The organism is Methylobacterium organophilum, assembly GCF_022179465.1.
In the GTDB taxonomy this organism is placed as follows: Bacteria; Pseudomonadota; Alphaproteobacteria; order Rhizobiales; family Beijerinckiaceae; genus Methylobacterium; species Methylobacterium organophilum.
Genome location: NZ_BPQV01000004.1, coordinates 188795 through 213063 on the forward strand (window position 1 = coordinate 188795; position 24269 = coordinate 213063).

The 24269-nt window shown below is 71.2% G+C and carries 21 protein-coding genes; 10 read left to right on the plus strand and 11 right to left on the minus strand.

Annotated features, from left to right (window positions below; translation table 11 throughout):
* Positions 1–60: 60 nt before the first annotated feature.
* A complete protein-coding gene (lipA, locus tag MFF21_RS08355) occupies positions 61–1062 on the plus strand; it encodes a lipoyl synthase (RefSeq protein ID WP_238310686.1) in 1002 nt (333 codons plus the stop codon).
* A 6-nt stretch (positions 1063–1068) separates the two neighbouring features.
* Positions 1069–1527, plus strand: coding sequence for a type II toxin-antitoxin system RatA family toxin (locus MFF21_RS08360; protein ID WP_238310687.1), 459 nt, complete (start codon positions 1069–1071; stop codon positions 1525–1527).
* Positions 1528–1647: 120 nt separating this feature from the next.
* Here the strand turns inward: MFF21_RS08360 and MFF21_RS08365 are convergent, their stop codons facing one another.
* The gene (locus MFF21_RS08365; RefSeq protein WP_238310688.1) at positions 1648–2166 is read right to left on the minus strand and encodes a DapH/DapD/GlmU-related protein; all 519 of its coding nucleotides are present in this window, start codon (positions 2164–2166) and stop codon (positions 1648–1650) included.
* 367 nt (positions 2167–2533) lie between these two features.
* On the opposite strand from MFF21_RS08365, the gene aqpZ reads away from it, so the two are divergent.
* Entirely contained in the window at positions 2534–3268 is a 735-nt protein-coding gene (aqpZ, locus tag MFF21_RS08370) for an aquaporin Z (RefSeq protein WP_238310689.1), read from the plus strand.
* Positions 3269–3307: 39 nt separating this feature from the next.
* Here the strand turns inward: aqpZ and MFF21_RS08375 are convergent, their stop codons facing one another.
* The gene (locus MFF21_RS08375; RefSeq protein WP_238310690.1) at positions 3308–3814 is read right to left on the minus strand and encodes a CinA family protein; all 507 of its coding nucleotides are present in this window, start codon (positions 3812–3814) and stop codon (positions 3308–3310) included.
* The gene (locus MFF21_RS08380; protein ID WP_238310691.1) at positions 3811–5106 is read right to left on the minus strand and encodes a bifunctional 2-C-methyl-D-erythritol 4-phosphate cytidylyltransferase/2-C-methyl-D-erythritol 2,4-cyclodiphosphate synthase; all 1296 of its coding nucleotides are present in this window, start codon (positions 5104–5106) and stop codon (positions 3811–3813) included. The genes MFF21_RS08375 and MFF21_RS08380 overlap by 4 nt, the downstream gene beginning before the upstream one ends.
* 127 nt (positions 5107–5233) lie before the next feature.
* Here MFF21_RS08380 and dusB point away from each other — a divergent pair, with 127 nt between their 5' ends.
* From dusB to hfq, 7 genes are all read left to right on the plus strand, one after another.
* Positions 5234–6307 (plus strand): tRNA dihydrouridine synthase DusB, encoded by a 1074-nt coding sequence (dusB, locus tag MFF21_RS08385; protein ID WP_238310692.1) that lies wholly within the window; start codon positions 5234–5236, stop codon positions 6305–6307.
* Entirely contained in the window at positions 6304–7443 is a 1140-nt protein-coding gene (locus MFF21_RS08390) for a two-component system sensor histidine kinase NtrB (RefSeq protein ID WP_238310693.1), read from the plus strand. Before dusB ends, MFF21_RS08390 begins: the two co-directional genes overlap by 4 nt.
* Before the next feature lie 25 nt (positions 7444–7468).
* Positions 7469–8932 carry a nitrogen regulation protein NR(I) gene (ntrC, locus tag MFF21_RS08395; RefSeq protein WP_238310694.1) on the plus strand — a complete coding sequence of 488 codons (1464 nt, stop codon included), beginning with the start codon at positions 7469–7471 and terminating at the stop codon, positions 8930–8932.
* A gap of 78 nt (positions 8933–9010) precedes the next feature.
* A complete protein-coding gene (locus tag MFF21_RS08400; protein ID WP_238310695.1) occupies positions 9011–10651 on the plus strand; it encodes a DEAD/DEAH box helicase in 1641 nt (546 codons plus the stop codon).
* 75 nt (positions 10652–10726) lie between these two features.
* Positions 10727–13081: a sensor histidine kinase NtrY-like gene (locus MFF21_RS08405; RefSeq protein WP_238310696.1), complete on the plus strand. Its 2355-nt coding sequence runs from the start codon at positions 10727–10729 to the stop codon at positions 13079–13081.
* Positions 13078–14448, plus strand: a complete 1371-nt coding sequence (gene ntrX, locus MFF21_RS08410; RefSeq protein ID WP_238310697.1) for a nitrogen assimilation response regulator NtrX — start codon at positions 13078–13080, stop codon at positions 14446–14448. Before MFF21_RS08405 ends, ntrX begins: the two co-directional genes overlap by 4 nt.
* Positions 14449–14633: 185 nt before the next feature.
* The gene (hfq, locus tag MFF21_RS08415; RefSeq protein ID WP_003600267.1) at positions 14634–14888 is read left to right on the plus strand and encodes an RNA chaperone Hfq; all 255 of its coding nucleotides are present in this window, start codon (positions 14634–14636) and stop codon (positions 14886–14888) included.
* Between the two features lie 236 nt (positions 14889–15124).
* Here hfq and MFF21_RS08420 read toward each other — a convergent pair whose 3' ends face one another.
* The 8 genes from MFF21_RS08420 to mdcA form a co-directional block, all read right to left on the minus strand.
* Positions 15125–17656, minus strand: a complete 2532-nt coding sequence (locus MFF21_RS08420) for a TonB-dependent receptor family protein (protein ID WP_238310698.1) — start codon at positions 17654–17656, stop codon at positions 15125–15127.
* A gap of 291 nt (positions 17657–17947) precedes the next feature.
* Positions 17948–18883 (minus strand): acyltransferase domain-containing protein, encoded by a 936-nt coding sequence (locus MFF21_RS08425; protein WP_238310699.1) that lies wholly within the window; start codon positions 18881–18883, stop codon positions 17948–17950.
* Positions 18880–19749, minus strand: coding sequence for a triphosphoribosyl-dephospho-CoA synthase MdcB (mdcB, locus tag MFF21_RS08430; protein ID WP_238310700.1), 870 nt, complete (start codon positions 19747–19749; stop codon positions 18880–18882). The genes MFF21_RS08425 and mdcB overlap by 4 nt, the downstream gene beginning before the upstream one ends.
* Positions 19746–20417 (minus strand): malonate decarboxylase holo-[acyl-carrier-protein] synthase, encoded by a 672-nt coding sequence (gene mdcG / locus MFF21_RS08435; RefSeq protein ID WP_238310701.1) that lies wholly within the window; start codon positions 20415–20417, stop codon positions 19746–19748. The genes mdcB and mdcG overlap by 4 nt, the downstream gene beginning before the upstream one ends.
* Complete coding sequence (mdcE, locus tag MFF21_RS08440) at positions 20410–21126, minus strand: biotin-independent malonate decarboxylase subunit gamma (RefSeq protein WP_238310702.1); 717 nt, start codon at positions 21124–21126, stop codon at positions 20410–20412. Before mdcE ends, mdcG begins: the two co-directional genes overlap by 8 nt.
* Positions 21113–22030 carry a biotin-independent malonate decarboxylase subunit beta gene (locus tag MFF21_RS08445; RefSeq protein WP_238310703.1) on the minus strand — a complete coding sequence of 306 codons (918 nt, stop codon included), beginning with the start codon at positions 22028–22030 and terminating at the stop codon, positions 21113–21115. Before MFF21_RS08445 ends, mdcE begins: the two co-directional genes overlap by 14 nt.
* Position 22031: 1 nt before the next feature.
* A complete protein-coding gene (mdcC, locus tag MFF21_RS08450) occupies positions 22032–22340 on the minus strand; it encodes a malonate decarboxylase acyl carrier protein (RefSeq protein ID WP_238310704.1) in 309 nt (102 codons plus the stop codon).
* 52 nt (positions 22341–22392) lie between these two features.
* Positions 22393–24039 (minus strand): malonate decarboxylase subunit alpha, encoded by a 1647-nt coding sequence (gene mdcA / locus MFF21_RS08455; protein WP_238310705.1) that lies wholly within the window; start codon positions 24037–24039, stop codon positions 22393–22395.
* Positions 24040–24269 lie beyond the last annotated feature (230 nt).

The following is a 24269-nucleotide window of genomic DNA, read 5'->3' on the forward strand; positions in this document are numbered from 1 at the left end:
GTGACCGATCCGGTTCGTGCTGGCTGGCGCGGATCGCCCCGCCTGAGCGCCCCGAGAGCCATGGCCGTCGTCCTCGACCTCCTCAACAACGACACCCGCACCCGGCTGCCGGAGGCGGCGCGGCCGCGTCATCCGGAGAAGGCGCACCGCCCCGACACGCCGATCCAGCGCAAGCCGGACTGGATCCGGGTGAAGGCGCCGGGCTCGAAGCTCTGGGCCGAGACCAAGGAGATCGTGCGCGCGAACAAGCTCGTCACGGTCTGCGAGGAGGCGGGCTGCCCGAATATCGGCGAGTGCTGGGAGAAGCGGCACGCCACCTTCATGATCATGGGCGACACCTGCACGCGGGCCTGCGCCTTCTGCAACGTGCGCACCGGCCTGCCCGAGGGGCTCGATGGCGACGAGCCGCAGAAGGTCGCCGACGCCGTGGCCAAGCTCGGCCTGCACCACGTCGTCGTCACCTCCGTCGACCGGGACGACCTGGCCGATGGCGGCGCGGAGCATTTCTTCCGCACCATCCGCGCGATCCGCGCGACGAGCCCCGGCACCACGGTCGAGATCCTGACCCCCGACTTCCTGCGCAAGAAGGGCGCCCTGGAGCGGGTGGTCGAGGCGCGGCCCGACGTGTTCAACCACAACCTGGAGACGGTGCCGGGCAAGTACGTCACCGTGCGGCCGGGGGCCCGCTACTTCCACTCCGTGCGGCTCCTGCAGCGGGTGAAGGAGCTCGATCCGACCATCTTCACCAAGTCCGGCATCATGGTCGGTCTCGGCGAGGAGCGGAACGAGGTCGTGCAACTCATGGATGATCTGCGCTCGGCGGATGTGGACTTCCTGACCATCGGTCAGTACCTGCAGCCGACCCGCAAGCACCACGAGGTCGTGCGCTTCGTGCCGCCCGACGAGTTCAAGGCCTACGAGACGACCGCCTATGCCAAGGGCTTCCTCCTGGTCTCGGCGACGCCCCTGACCCGCTCGTCGCACCATGCGGGCGAGGATTTCGCCCGCCTGCAGGCGGCGCGCCTCGCCAAGCACGGGGCCGCGCCCCTCGCAGGCGCCTGAACCCCGATGCCGTCCTTCCGCATCACCAAGCACGTCCGCCACACGCCCGAGCAGATGTACGATCTGGTCGCGGATATCGAGCGCTATCCGGAATTCCTGCCGCTCTGCGAATCCCTGCGCGTGCTGCGCCGGCAGGAGGGGCCGAACGGGACGCAGGTGGCGGTCGCCGAGATGGGCGTCGGCTACAAGGCGATCCGCGAGCGCTTCACCACCCGGGTCACCCTCGACCGGGCCAACCTGAAGATCACCGCCGAGTATATCGACGGGCCGTTCCGGCATCTCGAGAATCGCTGGGGCTTCCGCCCCGGGGCCAAGGGCGGCTGCGACATCGACTTCTTCATCACCTACGAGTTCAAGAGCTTCGCCCTCGGGCTCCTGATGGGGAAGATGTTCGACAAGGCGTTCCGCAAGTTCACCGACGCCTTCGAGAGCCGCGCCGACCGCATGTACGGCGTGCCGGCCTGAGGCCTCCTGCCCCTCGCCGGAAGGGGCGAGGACCACGGCGCGAGGCGCAGCCTCAGCGCATCCATCGGGGTCGACCTGCCGCGGCGATGGCCCGGCCTCCGGCCCTTCGACCGCCGGGGCCTAAACCGCGAATTCTTCCAGAACCTTGATGCGCTTGGCGGGAACGCCGGCCGCGAGCACGTTGCTCTCGATGTCCTTGGCGACGACCGAGCCGGCACCGATCACCGAATTCTCTCCGATGGACACGCCGGGAAGGATCTTGCATCCGGCCCCGATCCAGACGTTGTCGGAGATCGTGACCGGCTTGTGATAGGAATTTCTTTTATTGAGCTCGTGATTGAACCAATGCCCGGCCGTATCGATCGAGACATTGGGCCCGATATTGCATCGATTTCCGATGAACACCTGCGCCTTCGAGGCAGATATGCGGCAGTGATACCCGATGAAGCAATCCCTGCCGATTGCGATTTGCCGCAGCGTTGGCCGCCTGAAGCTGAATTCGAGGATCAACGGGCCGGAAATGCGCGTCTCCCGATCGATCGACAACCCGGCCAGCCGGTAGAGGAACACACGCATATAATCCAGCGCATGAAAGCGCGGGATGGCATTAGCCACACAGACCAGAAGATATTTCAGCATCTCGAAAGCTGGTCTCATGATCAAATGCCCTCTAGCAGCGAACATAATCTATAGTTGTATTTAAAAAAGCATAATAGCCTCGGTTGCGTACGCGCGAATGCCTTGGAGTCCTCGCTTTTTATCAGCAAAAATCACGCCGGAAAACCAGAAGTATTGTGCGATCAAGGACCTACCTTCCTCCCCATGCCATCGCCCATGCGTTCGCAGGAGCTGCCGGGGCTTCGCGGGGCGCGCCGCCGGACGGAAACCGGGCGACCGCTCCGCATCGGCGATGGTCTGCAAGGACCTTGATTTCGTCCGCCCGAAGGCTCTTCCTCCAAGAACTGGCGCGCCCCGACGACGCACCTGACAAGAGTTGGAGGCCATCATGGATCACGATACGCAGAAACGGGCCGCAGCCGAGTTCTTCGGAACCTTCTGGCTGACCTTCGGCGGCTGTGGCGCCGCCGTCCTGTCGGCCGCCTACCCGACCCTCGGCATCGGATTTCTCGGCGTCGCCCTGGCCTTCGGCCTGACCGTCCTGACCATGGCCTATGCCGTGGGCCACATCTCCGGCGGACACTTCAATCCCGCGGTCACGCTGGGGCTGTGGTCCGCGGGCCGCTGCGCCAACCGGCACGTCCTGCCCTACATCGTCGCGCAGGTCCTCGGCGCGATTCTCGGCGCCGGCATCCTCTTCCTGATCGCCTCCGGGAAGGCGGGCTGGCAGCCCAACGGCTTCGCCTCGAACGGCTACGGCGCCCTGAGCCCCGGCCAGTACGAGCTGGCGGCCTGCTTCCTGACCGAGTTCCTGCTGACCTTCTTCTTCCTGTTCATCATCATCGGGACGACCTCGAAGGGGGCGGCGGTGGGCTTTGCCGGCATTCCCATCGGCTTCGCCCTGGTGCTGATCCACCTGATCTCGATCCCGGTCACCAACACCTCGGTCAATCCGGCCCGCAGCACCGGGACGGCCTTCTTTGCCGGAGGAGAGTACGTTGTGCAGCTCTGGCTGTTCTGGCTCGCCCCGATCCTCGGCGCGGTCGTCGCGGGGGCCCTGGCCAAGTGGCTCTACGAGCCGGCCATCGCCCTCGAAGCCCCGATCAAGGAGCACGCCGTCTGAGAGGATGTCCCGCGCCTGACCTTGCGACCGGAGCGCGGGTCAGGCGCCCTCGCCGGCGAGGGCGTCCTCGAGCAGCGCCAGCGCCTGCTCGACCGAGAGCCGGCGGATCTCGCCGCGCCCGGGATCCCCGAACCGGCGCGCCACGTGGCGCGTCGTCCCGTCCCGGACGGCGAGCCCGAAATGCACGAGGCCGACCGGCTTCTCCGTGCTGCCCCCGCCCGGGCCGGCAATGCCGGTGACCGCGACCGCGAGATCGGCGCGGGAGGCGGCGAGCGCCCCCTCCGCCATGGCGCGGGCCACGGGCTCGCTCACCGCGCCATGGGCCACGATGAGCGCCATCGGCACGCCGATCGATTCGGCCTTGGCTTCGTTCGAATAGGTGACGAAGCCGCGCTCCAGCACGGCGGAGGAACCCGGCACGGCGGTGATCAGCCCGGCCACGAGGCCGCCCGTGCAGGATTCCGCCGTCGCGAGCGTCTTTCCCGCCGCCCCGTAGGCCCGCACCAGCGCCTCGGCGCGGGCGAGTAGGGCGGCGTCGGCGATCACGCGCGGCGCGCGGCCGTCTCCGCCGCGTCGTCGAGGGGCGGGCATTCCTCCGGCAGGCGCACAGTGGCGGCGGCCTGGGCGGCGAGCCCCTCGGCCCGGCCGACGAAGCCGAGCTTCTCCGTGGTGGTCGCCTTGATCGAGACCGCGGTGAGCGGCACACCGGCGATCGCGGCGATGCGGGCGCGGATCGCCTCCCGGTGCTGGCCGATGCGCGGCGCCTCGGCGAGCACGGTGATGTCGAGATGGTCGATCTTGCCGCCGCGGGCCCGCACCAGCGAGCAGGCATGGGCCAGGAACTGGTCGGAGGCGGCGCCGCGCCATTTCTCGTCGGAGGGCGGGAAATGGGTGCCGATATCGCCGTCGGCGATGGCGCCGAGCAGGGCGTCGGTCAGGGCGTGGAGCGCCACATCCCCGTCGGAATGGGCGAGCACGCCGCGATCGGCGGGAATCCTCACGCCGCCGAGCCAGACATGGTCGCCCTCCGTGAAGGCGTGGACGTCGAAGCCGGTGCCGAGGCGGGTCACGTAAGCAGTCATCGCCGTATCAGATACCCCGCCGGCGGGGCCGGAGAAAGTCCGGTCCGCGTCGATCAGGTCCGCGGCCTGGGTGATCTTGCGGTTGCGGGCATCCCCCTCGAACACGACCACCGGCAGGCCGGCCCATTCCGCCAGCGCCCCGTCATCGGTGAAGCCGTCATGGCCCTCGGCCTGCGCCCGGCGATGGGCCTCGATCAGGGGGGCGAAGCGGAAGCTCTGCGGGGTCTGCACCGCGCGCAGCCGCTCCCGGGCCGGCGTCTCGTGGACGCGGCCGATGCCCGGCGCCACGTCCTCCACGAGCTTGATCGTGTCCGAGACGGCCACGCCCGGCACCGCGGCGCCGTGATCGCGTCCCGCCGCCACGGCCCGGTCGATCAGGGCCTCGTCGACATAGGGGCGGGCGGCGTCGTGCACGAGCACGAGATCCGGGGCGCCCGCCGCGGCCAGCGCCTCCAGCCCGGCCCGGACCGAGCCCTGGCGCGTGGCGCCGCCGGGCACCGGCTCCGCGAGCTTCCCGCGGGCGGCCGAATCGAGATCCTCCAGGCATTCCGCGTAGAAGGCGGCGGCGTCCGGCGCGATCACCGGCTGGATCCGGGCGATGCCCGGATGCCGGGCCAGAGCCGCCAGCGTCCGCGTCAGCACGGCCCGGCCGCCGACCCGGCGATACTGCTTGGGCACGTCGCCGCCGATGCGCACGCCCTTGCCCGCCGCCACCACCACCGCGGCAATCTCCGGCCTCGCGGCGCGCTCGGACATGACGAAGCCTCGAATTGCAAAAATAACAGGGACGGTCCAGGTGCCGCGCTCTTAGGCTCGGGATGACGCGAAGGCAAACGAACGAAGCGCTTGCGTCCGGCTCCGCTTTGGCTATTTATTGTGCAGAATGATCGCTGACCATTATTTGAGCGTCGTCGGGGGCGCGGGACGGGCCGAGGGGGCGAGCCCGGATGCGGCGCCTGGCGCCGCGCCGGTCGTCCTGCTCGCCCCGCTCTCGGGCGTCACCGACCTGCACATGCGGCGCATCGCCCGCCGCCTCGGGGCGAGCGCCGTGGTCTCCGAGATGGTGGCCGCGGCCGAGTTCGCCCGCGGCGAGGCGGAATCGCGGCTGCGGGCGGAGGGCGCCGGGGTCTTCCCCCACATCGTCCAGCTCGCCGGCTGCGCCCCCGAGCCGATGGCACAGGCCGCCCGGCTGGCGGTCGACAACGGCGCCGACGTGATCGACATCAACATGGGCTGCCCGGCCAAGACCGTCACCGGCGGGGAGGCGGGCTCGGCCCTGATGCGCGACCTCGACCACGCGGCGCGTCTCCTCGCCGCCGTGCGGGCGGCTGTCAACGTGCCCGTCACGGTGAAGATGCGGCTGGGCTGGGACCAGGCCAGCCTCAACGCCCCCGCGCTCGCCCGCCGGGCCGAGGGCCTGGGCCTGAACGCGGTCACCGTCCATGGCCGCACCCGCCAGCAATTCTACAAGGGCCGGGCCGATTGGGGCGCGATCCGCGCCGTGGTCGAGGCCGTGCGCATCCCCGTCTTCGCCAACGGCGATATCGGCGCGACCGCGGAAGCCCGCGCCTGCCTCGCCGCCTCCGGCGCGGCCGGGGTGATGGTCGGCCGGGCCGCCGTGGGCCGCCCCTGGCTCGTCGGGGCCCTCGCCGACGCCCTGGCCGGCCGGCCGGAGCGGGTCCTGTCCCGGGCCGAGCGGGCGGATCTCGCCACCGAGCATTACGAGGGGCTGATCGCCCTCTACGGGGCCGCCATGGGCGTGCGCCACGCCCGCAAGCATCTGGCCGCCTATGTCGAGGCGGCCGGCCCCGGCGCCCTGGCGCCCGAGGAGCGGCAGCGGCTCCTCACCACCACCGATCCGGCGCTCGCCCGCGCGCTCCTGCGGCGCGCCTTCCTGGAACCCCGGCACGGCCGGGCCGAAACCGCGGCCGGCACGCCGCTCGTCGAGGCCGCATGAACGAGACGGACGAGGGGGCGCCCCCCTGGGGCGACCAGCCCGCGGCGGAAGCCGTGCTCAACGCGCTGCCGCTGCCGGTGCTCACCATCGGCCCGGACGAGCGCATCCTGCGGGTCAACCACGCCGCGGAGCTGTTCTTCGACGCCTCGGCCCGGCTGATGCGGCGGGGACGCCTGCGCGACATCATCCCCTTCTCCTCGCCGATCATCGCCCTGGTCGCCGAGGTGCGCCGCCGCCGCTCCAGCGTGGCGGAGTACCGGGTCGAGCTGACCCAGCCGCGCTCCGGCCAGGAGCGCAGCGTCGACGTCTTCGCCACCCCCCTGCGGGACGAGGACGAATCGGTGGTGCTGATGCTCCAGGAGCGCACCATCGCCGACAAGATGAACCGGCAGCTCACCCATCGCGGCGCGGCCCGCTCGATGATCGCCCTCGGCGCCATGCTGGCCCACGAGATCAAGAACCCGCTCGCCGGCATCCGCGGCGCCGCCCAGCTCCTCGAGCAGTCCGGCGAGGAGGAGGACCGCATCCTCACCCGGCTGATCTGCGACGAATCCGACCGGATCGTGCGCATCGTCGAGCGCATGGAGCTGTTCGGCGAGGAGCGCCCGGTCGAGCGCGGGGCGGTCAACGTGCACGGGGTGCTCGACCAGGTGAAGCGCTCGGCCCAGTCGGGCTTCGCCCGTCACATCCGCTTCGTCGAGAACTACGATCCCTCCCTGCCGCCGGTGCTCGGCAACCGCGACCAGCTGATCCAGGTGATTCTCAACCTCGTGAAGAACGCCACCGAAGCGATCGGCGCGGACGCGGTCGACGGCGAGATCACCCTCTCGACGGCCTTCCGCACGGGCCTGCGCCTGCAGGTGCCCGGCTCGCGCGAGCGCGTCAGCCTGCCGATCGAGGTGGCGGTGCGGGACAACGGCCCGGGCATCCCGCCCGATCTGCTGCCGGACCTGTTCGACCCCTTCGTCACCACCAAGGCACAGGGGACCGGCCTCGGTCTTGCTTTGGTGGCCAAGATCGTCGGCGACCACGGCGGGATCGTCGAATGCGATCCCGCCCCCCGCCGAACCGCCTTCCGCATCCTCCTGCCCATGTCGAGCGCCCGAGACGGGCGCGAGTCCAGCGTGGATCCGTGATCCCCGGAGCCCCGAGTCAAGCGTCATGCCGAACGGCCACATCATCGTCGCGGACGACGACGCCGCGATCCGCACGGTCCTCAATCAGGCCCTCTCGCGAGCGGGCTACGAGGTCCGCTCCACCGGCAACTGCGCCACGCTCTGGCGCTGGGTCGCGCAGGGAGAGGGGGACCTCGTCATCACCGACGTGATGATGCCCGACGAGAACGTGTTCGACCTGCTGCCCCGCATCAAGCGGGTGCGGCCGGAGCTGCCGATCATCGTGATGAGCGCGCAGAACACCTTCATGACCGCGATCCGCGCCTCGGAGCGGGGCGCCTACGAGTACCTGCCCAAGCCCTTCGACCTGAAGGAGCTGACGGCGATCGTCGGCCGCGCCCTCTCCCGCCCCCGCGGCGCCCCCCCGCCCGGCGCCGGCCCGGAGAACGAGGACATCCCCCTGGTCGGCCGCTCGCCGGCCATGCAGGAAATCTACCGGGCGCTGGCCCGGCTGATGCCGACCGACCTCACCGTGATGATCACCGGCGAATCCGGCACCGGCAAGGAGCTGGTGGCCCGCGCGCTGCACGATTACGGCCGCCGCCGCTCCGGCCCCTTCGTGCCGGTCAACATGGCCGCGATCCCCCGCGACCTGATCGAATCGGAGCTGTTCGGCCACGAGAAGGGCGCCTTCACCGGCGCGCTCCAGCGCTCGGCCGGCCGCTTCGAGCAGGCGGAGGGCGGGACGCTCTTCCTCGACGAGATCGGCGACATGCCGATGGAGGCGCAGACCCGCCTCCTGCGCGTGCTGCAGCAGGGCGAGTACACCACCGTCGGCGGCCGCGTGCCGATCAAGACCAATGTCCGCATCATCGCGGCGACCAACAAGGACCTACGGGTCTCGATCCAGCAGGGCATCTTCCGCGAGGACCTGTTCTTCCGCCTCAACGTGGTGCCCCTGCGCCTGCCGGCCCTGCGCGAGCGGGCCGAGGACGTGCCCGACCTGGTGCGCCACTTCTTCGTGCTGGTCGAGCGCGAGGGCCTGACCCGCAAGACCCTCGACGGCGACGCCATGGAGCGGCTGAAGCGCTACCGCTGGCCCGGCAACGTACGCGAGCTCGAGAACCTGGTGCGGCGGCTCGCGGCGCTCTATCCGCAGGAGACCATCACCGGCCCGGTCATCGAGGCGGAACTCGACACCCTGCCGCTGGCCCAGCCCCAGGCCGCCACGGCGGCGGGGGGCCGCAAGGCCGGGGGGGAGAGCGAGACCCTGTCGGGCGCCGTCGAGCGTCACCTCGCCGATTATTTCTCGGGCTACCGGGACACCCTGCCGCCGCCCGGCCTCTATCACCGGATCCTGCGGGAGATCGAAGGCCCGCTGATCGGCGCGGCCCTGGCCGCCACCCGCGGCAACCAGATCCGCGCCGCGGAGCTGCTCGGGGTCAACCGCAACACCCTGCGCAAGAAGGTGCGCGACCTCGACCTGCAGGTCTTCCGCACCTCCCGCTGACCGCGACGGGGGAGGGATCCCAGCCTCCTCCGATCCCCCTCTGTTCTCCTCGCCCCGGCCGCGCTAGAGGCGCGGCCCATGCTCCGCCTCCGTGACTATCAGCGCGCCGCCCTGGACGCCCTCGACCGGCACTGGTCCGAGGGCGGGGGACCGGGACTCGTCGTGCTGCCGACCGGGGCCGGCAAGGCCCTGGTCATCGCCGCCCTGATCCGGGAATGGCTGGAGGGCGCGCCGGATGCGCGGCTCTGCGTCGTCACCCATGTGCGCGAGCTCGTCGCGCAGAACCACGCCGAGCTCATGGCCTATTGGCCCCACGCCCCGGCGGGCATCTATTCCGCCGGCCTCGGACGGCGCGAGGGGCAGGCCCAGATCCTGGTCTGCTCCATCCAGTCGGTGCGCGACCGGATGGAGACGCTCGCGCCCTTCGACGCCGTCATCATCGACGAGGCCCATCTGGTGCCGCGCTCGGCCGAGACCGGCTACGGCCGCTTCCTCGCCGCGGCCCGGCGGCGCAACCCGGCGCTGCGCGTCGTCGGCTTCACCGCCACGCCCTACCGCCTCGATTCCGGCCGGCTCGACGAGGGGGAGGGGAAGCTCTTCGAGCGGATCGTGTACGAGGCCGCGGTCGGCGACCTGATCCACCAGGGCTATCTCGCGCCCCTCGTCTGCAAGGCGACGGCGACTGCCCTCGACGTGACCGGCGTGCCCAAGCGCGGGGGCGACTACGTGCCCTCGGCGCTGGAGGCCGCGGTCAACAAGGACTGGGTCACCCGGGCCGCGGTCGCGGAGATGGCGGAATACGGCCGGGAGCGGCGGGCCTGGCTCGCCTTCTGCGCGGGGCTCGCCCATGCCGCCGCCGTGCGCGACGCGGTGCGGGCGGAGGGCTTTTCCTGCGAGACCGTGACCGGGGACATGAACCGGCGGGAGCGCGACCGCGTCGTCGCGGCCTTCCGGGCCGGCCGGATCCGCTGCCTCGCCTCCGTCGGGGTGCTCACCACCGGCTTCAACGTGCCGGAGGTCGATCTGGTCGCCCTGCTGCGCCCGACCCAATCCGCCGGCCTCTACGTGCAGCAGGTCGGCCGCGCCCTGCGCCGCGCGCCCGGCAAGGCCGACGCGATCGTGCTCGACTATGCCGGGCTCGTGCGCATGCACGGCCCGGTGGACGCGGTGACCGCCCGCTCCGTCACCCTGGGGGCCGCCGCGCCGGGCCTGAGCCGGGCCAAGCCCTGCCCCGGCTGCGGCGCCCTGATCGCGCTGAATGCCAGCACCTGCGAGGCCTGCTGGGTCGAGCCGGAAGCCGAGGAGGACGGGGCGCCGCCCCACGAGGCGAGCGCGGAGGACGCCCTGCCGATCCTGTCGGAGACGGCCGCGCCCTGGTGGCCCGTCGAATCCTGGCACCTCGCCCACGGCCCCGGGGGCAGCGGGCCCGACCGTCTGGAAGCCGTGTTCCGCTGGCGGAGCGGCGGCTGCCGGATCGAGATCGGGCTTGAGCATTCGGGCCATGCCAGGGAGAAGGCGGTGCAATGGTGGCGGGCCTTCGGCGGCGCCGAGCCGGTGCCGATGCGCGTATCCGACGCGCTGGCCCGCTTCGACGAACTCGAGCGCCCCGCCGCCCTGCAGATCGCCGCGGCCGGCCGGCTCTCGGAGAGCGTCACCGTCCGCTTCGCCGATGGCCGCCGCTTCCGCGACCTGCGCCGCTGGGGCGGCCTCGCCGCCTGACAGGACCGCCGCTCCGGAGCCCCCGCGACCGGATTCGTATTAATTTCGCCACACTGTTGTGGCCCCGCATCAGCCATGCCGTCGCAAGAACAGAACAAGGAGCCGACCGCCTCCGGCCCGCAGGGGCCGGGCGCCACGGCCACGACGCGCCCCAACCCGCGCGGCCCGGGCTGGGCCGGTGCGGCGATGGTCGGCATGGCGCTGGTCTCGGCCACGATCACCTTCCTGATCCTGGCCGGCCTCATCAAGGTGACGCCGACGCCGACCATGGGCGTCACCCTGCTCGCCATCAACGCCGCCGTGGTGCTCGGGCTGGTCGTGGTGATCGCCTGGGAGGCGCGGGTCTTCCTGCATGCCCGCAAGGCCAATGCCACGGTGGCGCGGCTGCACAGCCGCATCGTCGGCCTGTTCAGCCTAATCGCGATCCTGCCGACCATCCTGCTCGCCATCGTCGCCTCGGTGACGATCGACCGGGGCCTGTCCCTCGGCTTCACCGACCGGGTGCGCGACGTGGTGCTGAAATCCGTGGAGGTGGCCGACGCCTATCAGGAGAACCAGTGCCAGTCCCTCGCCCGGGAGATCCGCATCCTCACGGACGACCTGACGCGGGCGCGGCCGAATTTCGACGTGAACCGGGACTGGTTCGAGAACTTCCTCACCACCCGCGCCACGGCCCTGGGCCTGCCCATCGCCAAGATCATGCGCGGCCCCAACGAGGTGGTGGCGCGGGCCAATATCGACGTCCTCAAGCAGACGCGGCTGCCCTCGGCGGCGGCCTTCGAGGATGCGGCGAAGTCGAGCGACCCGATCTGCCTGCTGCCGACCGAGGGCCGGGTCTTCGCCGCCCTGCTGCGCATGCCGGCCTACGACAACGCCGTGCTGCTGGTGCAGCGGGAGGTGAGCCAGCTCGCCATCGACTTCCCCGGCGTGTCGCGGGCGGCGGCGGCCGAGTACCTGACCTACGATTCCCTGCGCCGCTCGATCCAGATCGCCTTCGCCTCGGTCTTCGTGCTGATCTCGCTGATCGCCCTGCTCTCGGCGGTCTGGTTCGGGCTCAACTTCGCCAACCGCTTCGTCGCCCCGATCCGCCGCCTGATCAACGCCGCCGACCAGGTCGCCTCGGGCAACTTCTACGCCCAGGTCCCGGCCCGGAAGACGGATGGCGACCTCGCCCATCTCGGCGAGAGCTTCAACAAGATGACGCAGGAGCTGCGCCGCCAGCATGACGGCCTCACCGCCGCGAGCGAGCTGATCGACCGCCGCCGCCGCTTCACGGAGGCCGTGCTCTCCGGCGTCTCGCCGGGGGTGATCGGCGTGGATGCCGGCGGCCTCATCACCATCGCCAACCCCTCCGCCGAGCGGACCCTCGGGCTCGCCTCCGAGACGCTCGTCGGCATGCCGCTCACCGCCGCGGTGCCGGAGCTCGCGCCGCTGCTGCCGGAGGGGGAGGGGCGCCAGCGCGCGCTCCAGCAGCAGATCCAGCTGACCCGGGGCGGGCGCGAACGCACCATCGCCGTGCGGGTGACGAGCGAGCAGGCGCAGGGGGCCGCCCGCGGCTTCGTGGTGACGCTGGACGACATCACCGACCTCGTCTCGGCCCAGCGCACCTCCGCCTGGGCGGACGTGGCCCGCCGCATCGCCCACGAGATCAAGAACCCGCTCACCCCGATCCAGCTCTCGGCCGAGCGGATCCGGCGCAAGTACGGGAAGGTCATCACCGCGGACAAGGAAGTCTTCGATCAGTGCACGGCGACGATCGTGCGCCAGGTCGACGAGATCAAGCGCATGGTCGACGAGTTCTCGTCCTTCGCGCGCATGCCCAAGCCGGCGATCACGCGCCAGGACCTCACCGAGATCGCCAAGCAGAACCTGTTCATGCTCCGCATGGCGCATCCCGAGCTGGACTTCCCGTTCTCGTCGGAGGGGCCGGAGGGCGCGGAAAAGGTCGAGGCGGCCTTCGACGTGCGGCTGCTCAGCCAGGCGCTCACCAACATTCTGAAGAACGCCGTCGAGGCGGTGCAGGCCGTGGAGGCCCTGCTCGCGGAAAGCGGCGAGAAGGGCCGCGTCGCCCTCCGGCTTCTCGTCGATGGCGACTTCGCGGTGATCGAAGTCACCGACAACGGCAAGGGATTTCCCCAGGAAGGGCGTCAGCGCCTGCTGGAGCCCTATATGACGACGCGCGAAGGCGGTACGGGCCTCGGCCTCGCCATCGTCAGCAAGGTGCTCGAAGAGCACGGCGGCGGCATCGAGTTGAACGACAACCCTGAAGGACGGGGGGGACAGGTTCGCATGCGGGTTCCGCGCGAGATCGGGCATGCCCCGGCGGCGGAGGCCAAAGCGGCCGCCGCCTCGCTCGACAAGAATACGACGGACAAGGACAGGGAGAGCGAGAGCATGGGTTCGCCACGCGTCGCGGAGATGCAGCCATGAGCGCCGATATCCTCATCGTCGACGACGAGGCGGACATCCGCGACCTCGTGGCCGGCATCCTCGACGACGAGGGCCATCGCTGCCGCACGGCCAGCGGCTCGGACGAGGCGCTGGCGGCGATCGAGTCGCGACGGCCGCATCTCGTCTTCCTCGACATCTGGCTGCAGGGCTCGCGCCTCGACGGCCTGCAGGTGCTCGACCTGATCAAGGCGGGCCATCCGGACCTGCCGGTGGTGATGATCTCCGGCCACGGCAACATCGAGACCGCGGTCTCGGCCATCAAGGCAGGCGCCTACGACTTCATCGAGAAGCCGTTCAAGGCCGACCGGCTGATCCTGGTGGCCGAGCGGGCGCTGGAGGCCTCCCGCCTCAAGCGCGAGGTGCGCGACCTCAAGACCCGCTCCGGTCAGGCGAGCCGCCTCGTCGGCGGTTCCGTGGCCATGAACCAGCTGCGCCAGACCATCGAGCGGGTGGCCCCGACCAATGCCCGCGTCATGGTCTCGGGCGCGCCGGGCTCGGGCAAGGAGCTGTCCGCGCGCACCCTGCACGCCGCCTCCGCCCGGGCGAGCGGCCCCTTCGTCGTCATCAACGCGGCGACGATCACGCCGGAGACGATGGAGGCGGAGCTGTTCGGCGTCGAGGCCGGGGAGGGCCGGGCCCGCCGGGTCGGCGCCCTGGAGGAGGCCCATGGCGGCACCCTCTACATCGACGAGGTCGCGGACATGCCGCGGGAGACGCAGAGCCGGATCCTGCGCGTCCTCGTCGACCAGAACTTCCAGCGCGTCGGCGGCACCACGCGGGTGCATGTGGACGTGCGCATCATCTCCTCCTCCTCCCGCGACCTCGCGGAGGAGATCGCCGGCGGCCGCTTCCGCGAGGACCTGTTCCACCGCCTCTCGGTGGTGCCGATCCGCGTGCCCTCCCTGGCCGAGCGCCGGGAGGACGTGCCGGAGCTGCTCGCCTTCTTCATGGACCAGATCTCGGCGGCCACGGGCCTGCCGCGGCGGCGCATCGCCGAGGACGCCATGGCGGTGCTCCAGTCGCACGACTGGCCCGGCAACGTCCGCCAGCTGCGCAACAACGTCGAGCGGCTGATGATCCTGACCCAGACCGACCCGGAGCAGGAGGTCACCTCGGAGATGCTGCCGACCGAGATCGGCGCGCTGGTTCCGACCACGCCGACCGGCGCGGGCGGCGAGAAGCTGATGAGCCTGGCGCTCCGCGAGGCCCGGGAGATCTTCGAGCGCGAGTACCTGATCGCGCAGATCGCCCGCTTCTCCGGCAACATCTCCCGCACGGCCGAGTTCATCGGCATGGAGCGCTCCGCCCTCCACAGGAAGCTGAAGTCCCTCGGCATCGGCTCCTGAGGAAGAATCGGCGAGAGCCGGGCCGAAGCGTCACGGCCGGGCTCTTGCATCGCGCGGGGCTTCGCCGTGTAATGTCGACGGCTGGGGAGTCACGCCCGACGAAACGGTGCGGACACGGGACTTCGAAACGCCATCGACAAGAACCCGCCAGATCCGGCGGGCGGCTGGTGCAAGGATAACAAGAAATGGCGGGCGAACGCGCTCAGAACCTGCAGGACACGTTCCTGAACCATGTTCGCAAGAACAAGATCCCGCTGACGATCTTCCTCGTCAACGGCGTTAAGCTCCAGGGCGTTGTGACCTGGTTCGACAACTTCTGCGTGCTTTTGCGCCGGGACGGCCATTCGCAGCTCGTCTACAAGCACGCGATCTCGACAATCATGCCGGGCCATCCGGTTCAGCTCTTCGAGCCGGACGAGACCGCCCCCGAGAAGGCCTGAGGCGCCCGCCGGGCGCATATCGCCGGACCTGAAAACACGCCGCCAGCACCCTCTCTCCGGGAAGGTGCGGCGGCGAAACTTTGCGGGCGGGCGAGCGCCCCCCCGGCGCGGCCATCCCGCCCGTCACGCGCCGCGCCACCCGAAGCCCCCTCGAAACGCAAACGCGCGGCCCGCCATCAGACGAGCCGCGCGGGCGGAGGGTCGTGGCAGGCGCCGGGTTCGCCGGCGCCCGTTTCTCAGAACTTGCGGACCAGCGGCTCCACCGGCGGGGCGGGCGGCGGCACGTCGAAGGCGTAGCGGAAGCCGCCATAGACCGAGAGCGGCTGCGCCAGCGTCGTGGTGCGCGGGTCGTTGATCACGTAGTTGCCGGCCACTGCACCGGCCTCGGCGAAGGTGCCGAACGTCGCGTAGCGGTTGTTGGTCAGGTTGGTCACGTAGCCGAACAGCTGGAGGTTCTTGTTGACCTGGTAGCTCGTGTTCAGGTTCAGCACGTAATAGGCGGGCAGCTTGGGGTTCAGGTTCGACTCGTCGCCCCGGTAATAGGCCGAGGAGAAGGCCTGGAGGGCCATGCCGACGCGCCAATGCGGCAGCACCTCGACGTCGAAGCCGACCTTGAACTGGTGATCCGGGATCAGCGGCACCTTGTTGCCCGGCACGACGAAGATGGCGCCGTCGTCCGAGAGCGGGTTGTTCGGCGAGGAGAGCGTGCCGTTGAACCGGAAGGTGGCATCGATCAGCGCGTAGTTCGCGTAGACCGTCAGCCAGTCGGACACGTACTCGGCGCTGACCTCGACCCCCTGGCGGCGGGTGGCGGGAACGTTGACGAAGTAGCCGCGGGCCGCGTTGCCGGGGGTGGCGAGCTGCAGGATGTCGTTGGTCAGGTCGGTGCGGAAGGCGCCGATCTTATAGTTCACCAGGCCGCCGTCGTAGAAGTTCGCCAGCGAGCCGCGGAAGCCGACCTCGTAGGTCTGGGCGGTGACCTGCTTGAGCGGCGGATCGGCGACCAGGGAGTTCGGCAGCAGGCAGGGCCGGTCGGGATTGGCGCAGGCGAGCTCCAGCGGGGTCGGGGCGCGGTTCGATTCGGAATAGCCGCCGTAGAGCGCCAGCTCGGGGGCGAAGCGGTAGGTCAGGCCCGCGAGCGGGTTGATCTTGTTGAAGTAATGCGTGCCCGTCACGTCCGGCGAGAAGCCGGTCTGATCCTCGCTGGAGATGCGCGCGAAGTTGAGGCGCGCCCCGGCGGTGAGCGAGAGGGCGTCCGTCAGGTCGATCGTGTCGGAGGTGTAGAGGCCCATATAGAGGTTGGAGCCCTGGACCGAGCTCGGCGCGATGCCGAGGGCGGCGGCGGTCCGCAGGAACTGCGTGCCCAGCCCCGGGACGAACCCGTAATAGGGGTTGTTCGGATCGGTGGTCACCGCCAGGTCGGGATTGATCACCCCGAGGGTGCTCGACGACTTGAAGCTGTAATTGGCGACGTCGATCGAGCCGCCGACCACGAAGCTGTTGTTGAAGCCGAAGACCTTGTCGCGGTTGGCCGCCTGGAGCGAGCCGCCATAGCCGGTCGCCTCGGTCTTGGTGATGTCGATGGTGCCGTAGGGCACGCCCGCCGTGAACGGGATGCCGTTGGCGGCGGTGCCGCGGCCGAGCATCAGGAACTGGTTCCGGAAGTCGAGCTGCGACTGGCCCGGGGCCGGGGCGAAGCCGTCATCCTCGAAGCAGAGGCGCCCGCGGAAGCTCGAACGCGTGCTGCAATTCTCGAAGTTGCCGTCGTTGCCGTCGACGTAGTTCTGGCTGAAGCGGCGGAAATAGGCGTTGCCGGCGAGATCCCAGGTCGGGGAGATGTCGACGCGGCCGGTGAGCTGGATCGTGCCCAGCTGCGTGGTGGTGGTCTGCGGGTAGGTGAAGATCGCCCGGTCGTCGGTATGCGTGAAGTCGACCGGCGTGGCCGCGGCGGCGCCGAAATAGGTACGCGCGAGCTGGCCGACGAGGTGGAACTCGGAGTCGAGCGTCCGGTAGCCGAGATCGGCATAGACGCGGCCGATCGTGCTCGGGCTCTGGTAGCGCCAGCCGCGGTCGTTCAGGCCCTCGCCGGCGAAGTAGAAGCTCCACGGGCCGATCATGGTGCCGTACTGGAGCGAGCCGGCGATGCGGCCGTCCGAGCCGCCCAGGGCCGAGATCTCGGTGCCCTGCCAGGTGAAGCCGTTCTTCATCTGGATGTTGATGGCGCCGCCCAGGGCGTTGAGGCCGAAGACCGGGTTGCCGGTGACGACGTCGATGCGCTGGATCGCGACCTGCGGGATCAGGTCGAGATTGACCGTGTCGCCGAAGGCCTCGTTGATGCGCACGCCGTTCTGGTAGACGGCCAGCCCCTGCGGCACGCCGGTGACCGGCGAGGCCTGGAAGCCGCGATAGTTGATGTCGATGCGGTTGTTGTTGCCCTGCGAGTCCGAGAGGTTGAGGCCGGGCACGCGCCGGCCGAGCGTCTCGATGGTGTTGAAGGTGGCCCGGTCGAACTCCAGATCGGCCGCCGTCACCGTCTCGACGGTGCTCGGGATCTTGTAGAGCGGCTGGGCGCCCCCGCGCAGCCGCGGCTCGGCCACCGTGGGGAGCTGGGTGGCGGACGCCAGGCGCGGCCCGAGGCCGGCGCCGGCCACGCCGACCGGGGTGGTCGCGACGACGCTGATCTCGTCGAGCGTTGTGGCCGGCTGCGCCAGGGCAGCCCCCGGCACGAGCGCAACGGAGGCGATGAGGCTGCGACGGAGCGCGCGCATAGATTCCCGACCCAAGAGATTCGTTGTTGCCGTTGTTGTTCCGGCTGTCCTCGGCCTGTCTGACGCAACTCGGCCGTGCGGCACAATATGGTCACGCTTGGATTTCGGCCTCCGCGGCCGGGCGCGGCGAAGGTTGTCCGCGCGCGTGGCGGTCAAGTCACATTTATGCCATAGATATCAAGGGCATACGGGAGCATACGGCAAGGATTTCGGGATCATTCGGCAATCTCGTGTGAGGGTTGAAACACCGGCCCTTGCCCCTGCGAAGCCGGGCGCCGGATCTCCGGTGGGTCAGGCCTGCGCCCGGCCCGCGACCCAGCGGACGAGGCCCTCCGCGGAACGGAAGTCGTCGAGGGCGTGGACCTGGGCGCCGGGGAGGGCATCCCGGGCCATGGTCGCCAGGGCGTGGCCCGGCCCCAGCTCGAGCACCGTCTCGGCGCCGAATTCCCGGCAGGCGTCGAGGCAGGCCGCCCAGTCGATGGTCCGGGCGATCTGGTCCGCGAGCTTGTCCCGCCCGGCCGCGGCATCGAACACCGCCGCTCCGTCGAGCCCGGCGATCAGCCGCGGCGCCCCCGGCGGCGGCCGCAGCGGCGTCGCCTCCGCGAGCGCCGCGCGGAACGCGTCCGCCGCCGCCGCGAGCCGGGGCGTGTGCGAGGGGGTGTGCACCGGCAGCACCACGGCGCGCTGCGCCCCGGCCTGGATCGCCTCCGTGCAGAGCGTTTCGAGGGCCGCCCGGGCCCCGCCGACGACACCACTGTCGATTGCGTTCCGGATCGCGAGATGGCCGCCATGCCGGGCCGCCAGAGCTTCGAGGGCGTCGAGCCGGAGGCCGCGGATGCCCGCGAGGCCGAAGCCTTCGCCGGAGGCCGCATCCATCGCCTCGGCCCGGGCGGCCGCGAGGCGCAGGATATCCTCCGGCGCCAGCCGCCCGGCGACGCCCCAGGCGGCGAGATCGCCGATGCTGTAGCCGGCCACCACCGCGCGGCCGGGCTTCGCGGAGGCGACCAGCGCCCAGCCGGCAAGCGCCGCGACGCAGCACAGGATCTGGCCGGTGCGGTTGCCATGCAGGTCGGCGCCGGCGGCCTTCACCAGGTCGCGCGGGTCGGTGCCGCCGAGGAGCGGCCGGGCCGCCTGGAACACCGCCTGCGCCGCCGGCAGGTCCGCCGTGAGGTCGAACATGCCCGGATGCTGGCCGCCCTGGCCCGAGAGCAGCACGGCCAGGGTCATGCCGCGGCCTCGAGGCCCTGCACGAACAGGCTCATCGCCAGCAGGTCCGCCGCCCCGCCCGGGCTCAGCCGGCGGGCGACGAAGGCATGGTGCAGCATTTCCGCCGCCCCGCGCCAGCCGGCCTGCCCCACCCCGCCGCCGGCGAGGAAGGCGGCCGCCGCGGCCCGGGCGAAGCGATAGCCGTCCGCGCCCCCGCGATGGAGCAGGTTGGTGTCCTCCAGGGCCGCGACCAGGGCGAGGCAGGCCTCGACCCGGGCCGCCTCGGCGTCGCCGGGCCGCAGCCGCGCGCCGCGCCGCAGGGCCGGCAGGCCGACGCGATAGAGCGTCGGAAAGCCCGCCGCCGCCTCCGCCGGCGCGCCGCCGACGCCGTGGCGCCGCCGCGCCCGGGCCCCCGGCGCATGCAGCAGCACCGGCCCGTCGAGGATCTTTTTCGCGTGCCGCGCCCGGACATGCGCCCCGAGCGACCCCGGCGGGAGCGGCTTCGCCCCGGCCCCGAGCGCCCCGGCGGCGGAGACGAGGAGGCCGAGGCCGAAGATCGCGCCGCGATGGGTGTTCACGCCCCCCGTCGCCGCCCGCATGGCGGCCTCCGCCGCGAGCCCGATTCCGCGCAGATGGTCCATGTCGCGCCCCTCCGCGCCGGCCCGGGCCAGATCCGCGAAGAAGGGTTCCAACGCCGCCGCGCTCGCGGCGAAGGTCGCCGCGTCCATGTCGTCGTGGCTGCCGCTGTCGACGTGGCTGACGAGGCCGGGCTTCGGATAGGTGGCGACTTCGAGCCGCAAGGCCGCCACCGCCTGCGCCGCGATGGCCTCTGCCCGGCAGGGCAGGGGGCGGGGAGGGACAGAACGGAGGGGGAGGGCCGCATTCATGCCGCCCGCTCCTCCGAGGCGGTGGCCAGCAGGGCGTCGACACGCCTCAGTTCCAGCCGGTCGAGGAATTTGAGGATCGCCTCGCCGGTGCCCGGGAGAAGCTCGCGCCACTGCACCCCGGCGCCGTCCGGGAAGACGATCTCGCCGTCGAGGCGCATCGGCGCCGTCTCGGCCAAAGCGGACAGGCCGGCGAGGAAGCCCGGCGGCACCGGGCCGGAAACGGGCCAGAGCAGGTCGAGATCCGAGGCGTCGCTCAGATAGGGCAGGCCAGTCAGGGCCTGCCAGAGCAGGCTGCCGAAGGGGCGCGGCCTCAACCCGAAGCGCTCGCCGAGCCGCAGGAGATCCGCGAGCGCGCCCCGCCAGGCGGCCGGCGCCACCTCCGTCACCCCCGCGAGCTCCGGGGCCGGGCAGGGCGCCAGAACCGCCACCGGCAGGGCGAGGCCGATCCGGCGCTTGCCCGCGGACGGAGGCAGCGGCAGGCCGAGGGGCACCGCGTCCCGCGCCTCGCCGGGATGGTAGCGCCGCACGATCAGCGGATGCCCCGCTTCCGCCCATCCGGCGAGGAGGTCCGATCCGTGGAGATCGGGCCGGGCGCGCAGGAGGTCGTCCCAGGCCGCCGGCACGACCCGGACCAGGTCGTGGCGCCGGCAGGCCGGCGCCTCAGCCACCCCGCGCCTCGCGCGCCACCTGCGCGGCGACCGCCTCCGCCACGGGGCGCCCGCCCCGCTCGGCCCCGAGCCGGTCGCGGATGTCGTCCCGGGGCAGATCCGCGAGCAGGGTGCGGATCTGCGGCGCCAGGGGCTGGCCGGGATCGAGCACCGCATGCACGGCACCGGTGGCGACCATGTTGTCGAGGCCCGGCGCGAAGACCGGGGTCGACTTCGCCATGTTCTCCAGCGTCTCCAGCGGCAGCTTGGTGACCCGGGCGACGGAAGGCAGATCCATCACGCTCGGATTGGCCCCGGGCAGGGCGGCGAGCACGCGGGTGGCCAGGGCGGTGGCGATGAAGGCGCCGGCGGCCGAGTGGCCATAGATCAGGCCGAAGGTCGGATGGCCGGAGCGGTCGGCCAGCAGCAGCGCCTTGGCGAGATGGGCGAGGCATTCGTTGAGGCCGAGCAGCTCGTCGCGCCGGCTCATGCGCTGGCTGTCGGAATCGACCAGAACCAGGATCGGCGCGCCGCCCCCGGCCCGCACCGCGTCGAGCACGGCGCGGGAGAGCGCCAGCGCGCCCTCGACGCCCAGGGGCGTGTCGCCGTCGATGCCGACGATCACAGCCTCGGCCCCGTCGAAGGGCCCGCGGCCCGTGACGAGGCCGTCCGCGACCACCACCGCATGGCCCTCGGGAAAGAGGGCCGCGAGGATCTCAGCGAGCGTCATGGTCGGCCTCCTGCACGCGGGCCACGGTCTGCGCGAAGGCGGCTGCGGTCATGGCCGGCACGGCATCGGGATCGTTGACGCCGAGGCGCGCCCAGACCTCCGTGGCGTCGCGGCAATCGCCGAAGCGCGCCACCCGGGCTTCGAGCCGCGCCTGCTCGGCCTCCAGCGTGTCGAGGTCGAAGGCGGGGGCGCGGGCGATCAGATCGAGGGCGGCGGCGCGGAAGGCGGCGACGCTGTCCTCGGCGAAGGCGTCGGCCCCGCCGATGAGACGGCGGTGCTTGCCGCCCATGGTGCGCCAGACCAGCGCCCGGTCGCGGGAATCGAACTCCTCGGCGCCCCTGTTGGTCTCGATCACCTCCGGCCCGGAGACCGAGATGCGCCCGCTCTCGGAGACGGCGAGCCGCGAGCAGGTCCCGGCGATGAGGCCGCCGCCGCCGTAGCAGCCGGCGCGGCCGCCGATCAGGCCGATCACCGGGATGCCGGCGGCGCGCACCGCCACGATCGCCCGCATGGCCTCGGCAATGGCGGTCTCGCCGGCATTGGCCTCCTGCAGGCGCACGCCGCCGGTGTCGAACAGGATCAGCACGGCGGCGGGCTTCACGCTCAACGCCGCGCGGAGAAGCCCGATCAGCTTGGCGCCGTGCACCTCGCCGAAGGCGCCGCCCATGAAGCGGCCCTCCTGCGCGGCGACGAGGACCGGCTTGCCGGCGAGGGCGGCGCGGCCGACCACGATGCCGTCGTCGAAGGCCCGCGGCAGGTCGAAGAGGGGCAGGTGCGGGCTCATGCGCCGCTCGGTCGGCCCGAGGATCTCGGCGAAGCTGCCGGGATCGGTGAGCGCCGCGACGCGCTGGCGGGCGCTCGCCTCGTACCAGCTCAGGGCGCTCGGATCGGTGCTCGCGGCCATGTCAGGCCTCCATCAGCCGGGCGCCCTGGAGCAGGCGCAGGGACACGGTGTCGGGGCGCGCGCCCCCGTCATTGATGCTGATGCGCAGGCCGCCGGGCTGGGTCCGGGCCACGAAATCGGCCACCACCGCCTCCCAGACCGCGCCGTAGCCGGCGATCGGGGTCTCGATCACGACCTCGCAGGCATCGGGCGGCAGCACCCGCTCCAGCAGGATCTCCAGATTGCCGGAGGCGACCACGCCGGTGATGGCGTGCGGCACCGAGCCGGGCAGCGGCGTCTTCGTGGTGTGGCGGAAGGTCAGGGATTCCATGGGGATCTCCGCGGGGACCGGCGCGCCTCCCCCGCACGGGGAGGCGGCGGGCTCACCAGTTCCGGAACTTCGCGGGCGGGTCGTAGAGGCCGCCCGACCAGTGCACGAGGTCCTTGATCGACTTGGCGGCGAGCAGGGAGCGGTCGGCGTCGAGGGGCTCGATGCCGAGATCCTCCGGCCGGCGCACGATGCCGCGGGACCGCAGCGCCTCGACCTTGGCCCGGTCGCGGCCCCGGCCGATCTCGGTATAGCCCGCCACCCCGCGGATCGCCTGCTCGCGCTCGCCCGCGTCGCGGCAGAGCAGGAGGTTGGCGATGCCCTCCTCGGTGACGATGTGGGTGACGTCGTCGGCATAGACCATGACGGGGGCGAGCTCGAGCCCGGTCTTCTTCGCGAGCTCCATCGCGTCGAGGCGCTCGACGAAGGTCGGGACCAGCTTGTCGCCGAAGGTCTCGACCAGCTGCACCACGAGCTTGCGCCCGCGCATCAGCAGCGGGTCGCCGCCACCCTGCGCCTCGCGGCCCGCCTTCATCCAGGTGTCGGAGGGATGGCGGCGGCCATGCGGGTCCGAGCCCATGTTCGGCGCGCCGCCGAAGCCGGCCACCCGGTTCTGCGTGACGGTGGAGGAATGGCCCATCAGGTCGATCTGCAGGGTCGAGCCGATGAAGAGGTCGCAGGCATAGAGGCCGGCGGTCTGGCAGAAGGCGCGGTTCGAGCGCAGGGACCCGTCCGCCCCGGTGAAGAACACGTCCGGCCGCTCGCGGATGTAGCGGTCCATGCCGACTTCCGAGCCGAAGCAATGCACCTGGGAGACCCAGCCCGATTCGATCGCCGGGATCAGGGTCGGGTGCGGGTTGAGCGCCCAGTGGGTGGCGATCTTTCCCTTCAGGCCGAGGCGCTCGCCATAGGTCGGCAGCAGCAATTCGATCGCCGCCGTGCCGAAGCCGATGCCGTGGTTGAGCCGGCGGATGCCGTATTCGGCGTAGATCCCCTTGATCGCCATCATGGCCATCAGGATCTGCGTCTCGGTCATCGCCGCGGGATCGCGGGTGAAGAGCGGCTCCACGTAGAAGGGCTTGTCGGCCGCGACCACGAAGTCGACCCGGTCGCCGGGGATGTCGACCCGGGGCACGCGCTCGACGATCTCGTTGACCTGCGCGATCACGACGCCGTTCTTGAAGGCGGTCGCCTCCACCACCGTCGGCGTGTCCTCGGTATTCGGCCCCGTATACAGGTTGCCCTCCCGGTCGGCGGAGACGCCGGCGATCAGGGCGACGTTGGGCGTCAGGTCGACGAAGTAGCGGGCGAAGAGCTCCAGATAGGTGTGCACCGCGCCGAGCTCGATCTGCCCGCCATAGAGCATCCTCGCGATCCGCCCGCCCTGGGGGCCGGAATAGGAATAGTCGAGGCGCCGGGCGATGCCCGTCTCGAACACGTCGAGATGCTCGGGCAGCACGATGCCCGACTGGACCATGTGCAGGTCGTGGATCTTGGCCGGGTCGCAGGCCGCCAGCCCGCGGGCGAGGCAATCCGCCTGCTTCTGGTTGTCGCCCTCCAGGCAGACCCGGTCGCCGGGGCGCAGCACCGCTTCGAGCAGGTCGATCACGGCCCCGGCGGCCACGACCTTGCCCGTCGCGTGGGGGCGGCCCGCCGCGATCCGCTCCTCCCGGGCCCGTTTCTCCCCGCGCCAGTCGCTCATGGAAGCTTCCTTCGCCCGTCCGTATCCGCATCGGCGGAGAATGGCAGATCACGTATCCGTTATCGCCATCATGACCGATACTGGTATTCTTGTTTGCGGATTTGTCAATATTCTGCATACTGACAACGAAGCCGATCCATAACGGCGAAACAGGAAGGAATCGTCCGATGCGCCCTGCCGCAGCGCCCCCTCTCCGCCAGCCTGTCGCCGATGCGCGGGCCGTCCCCGCG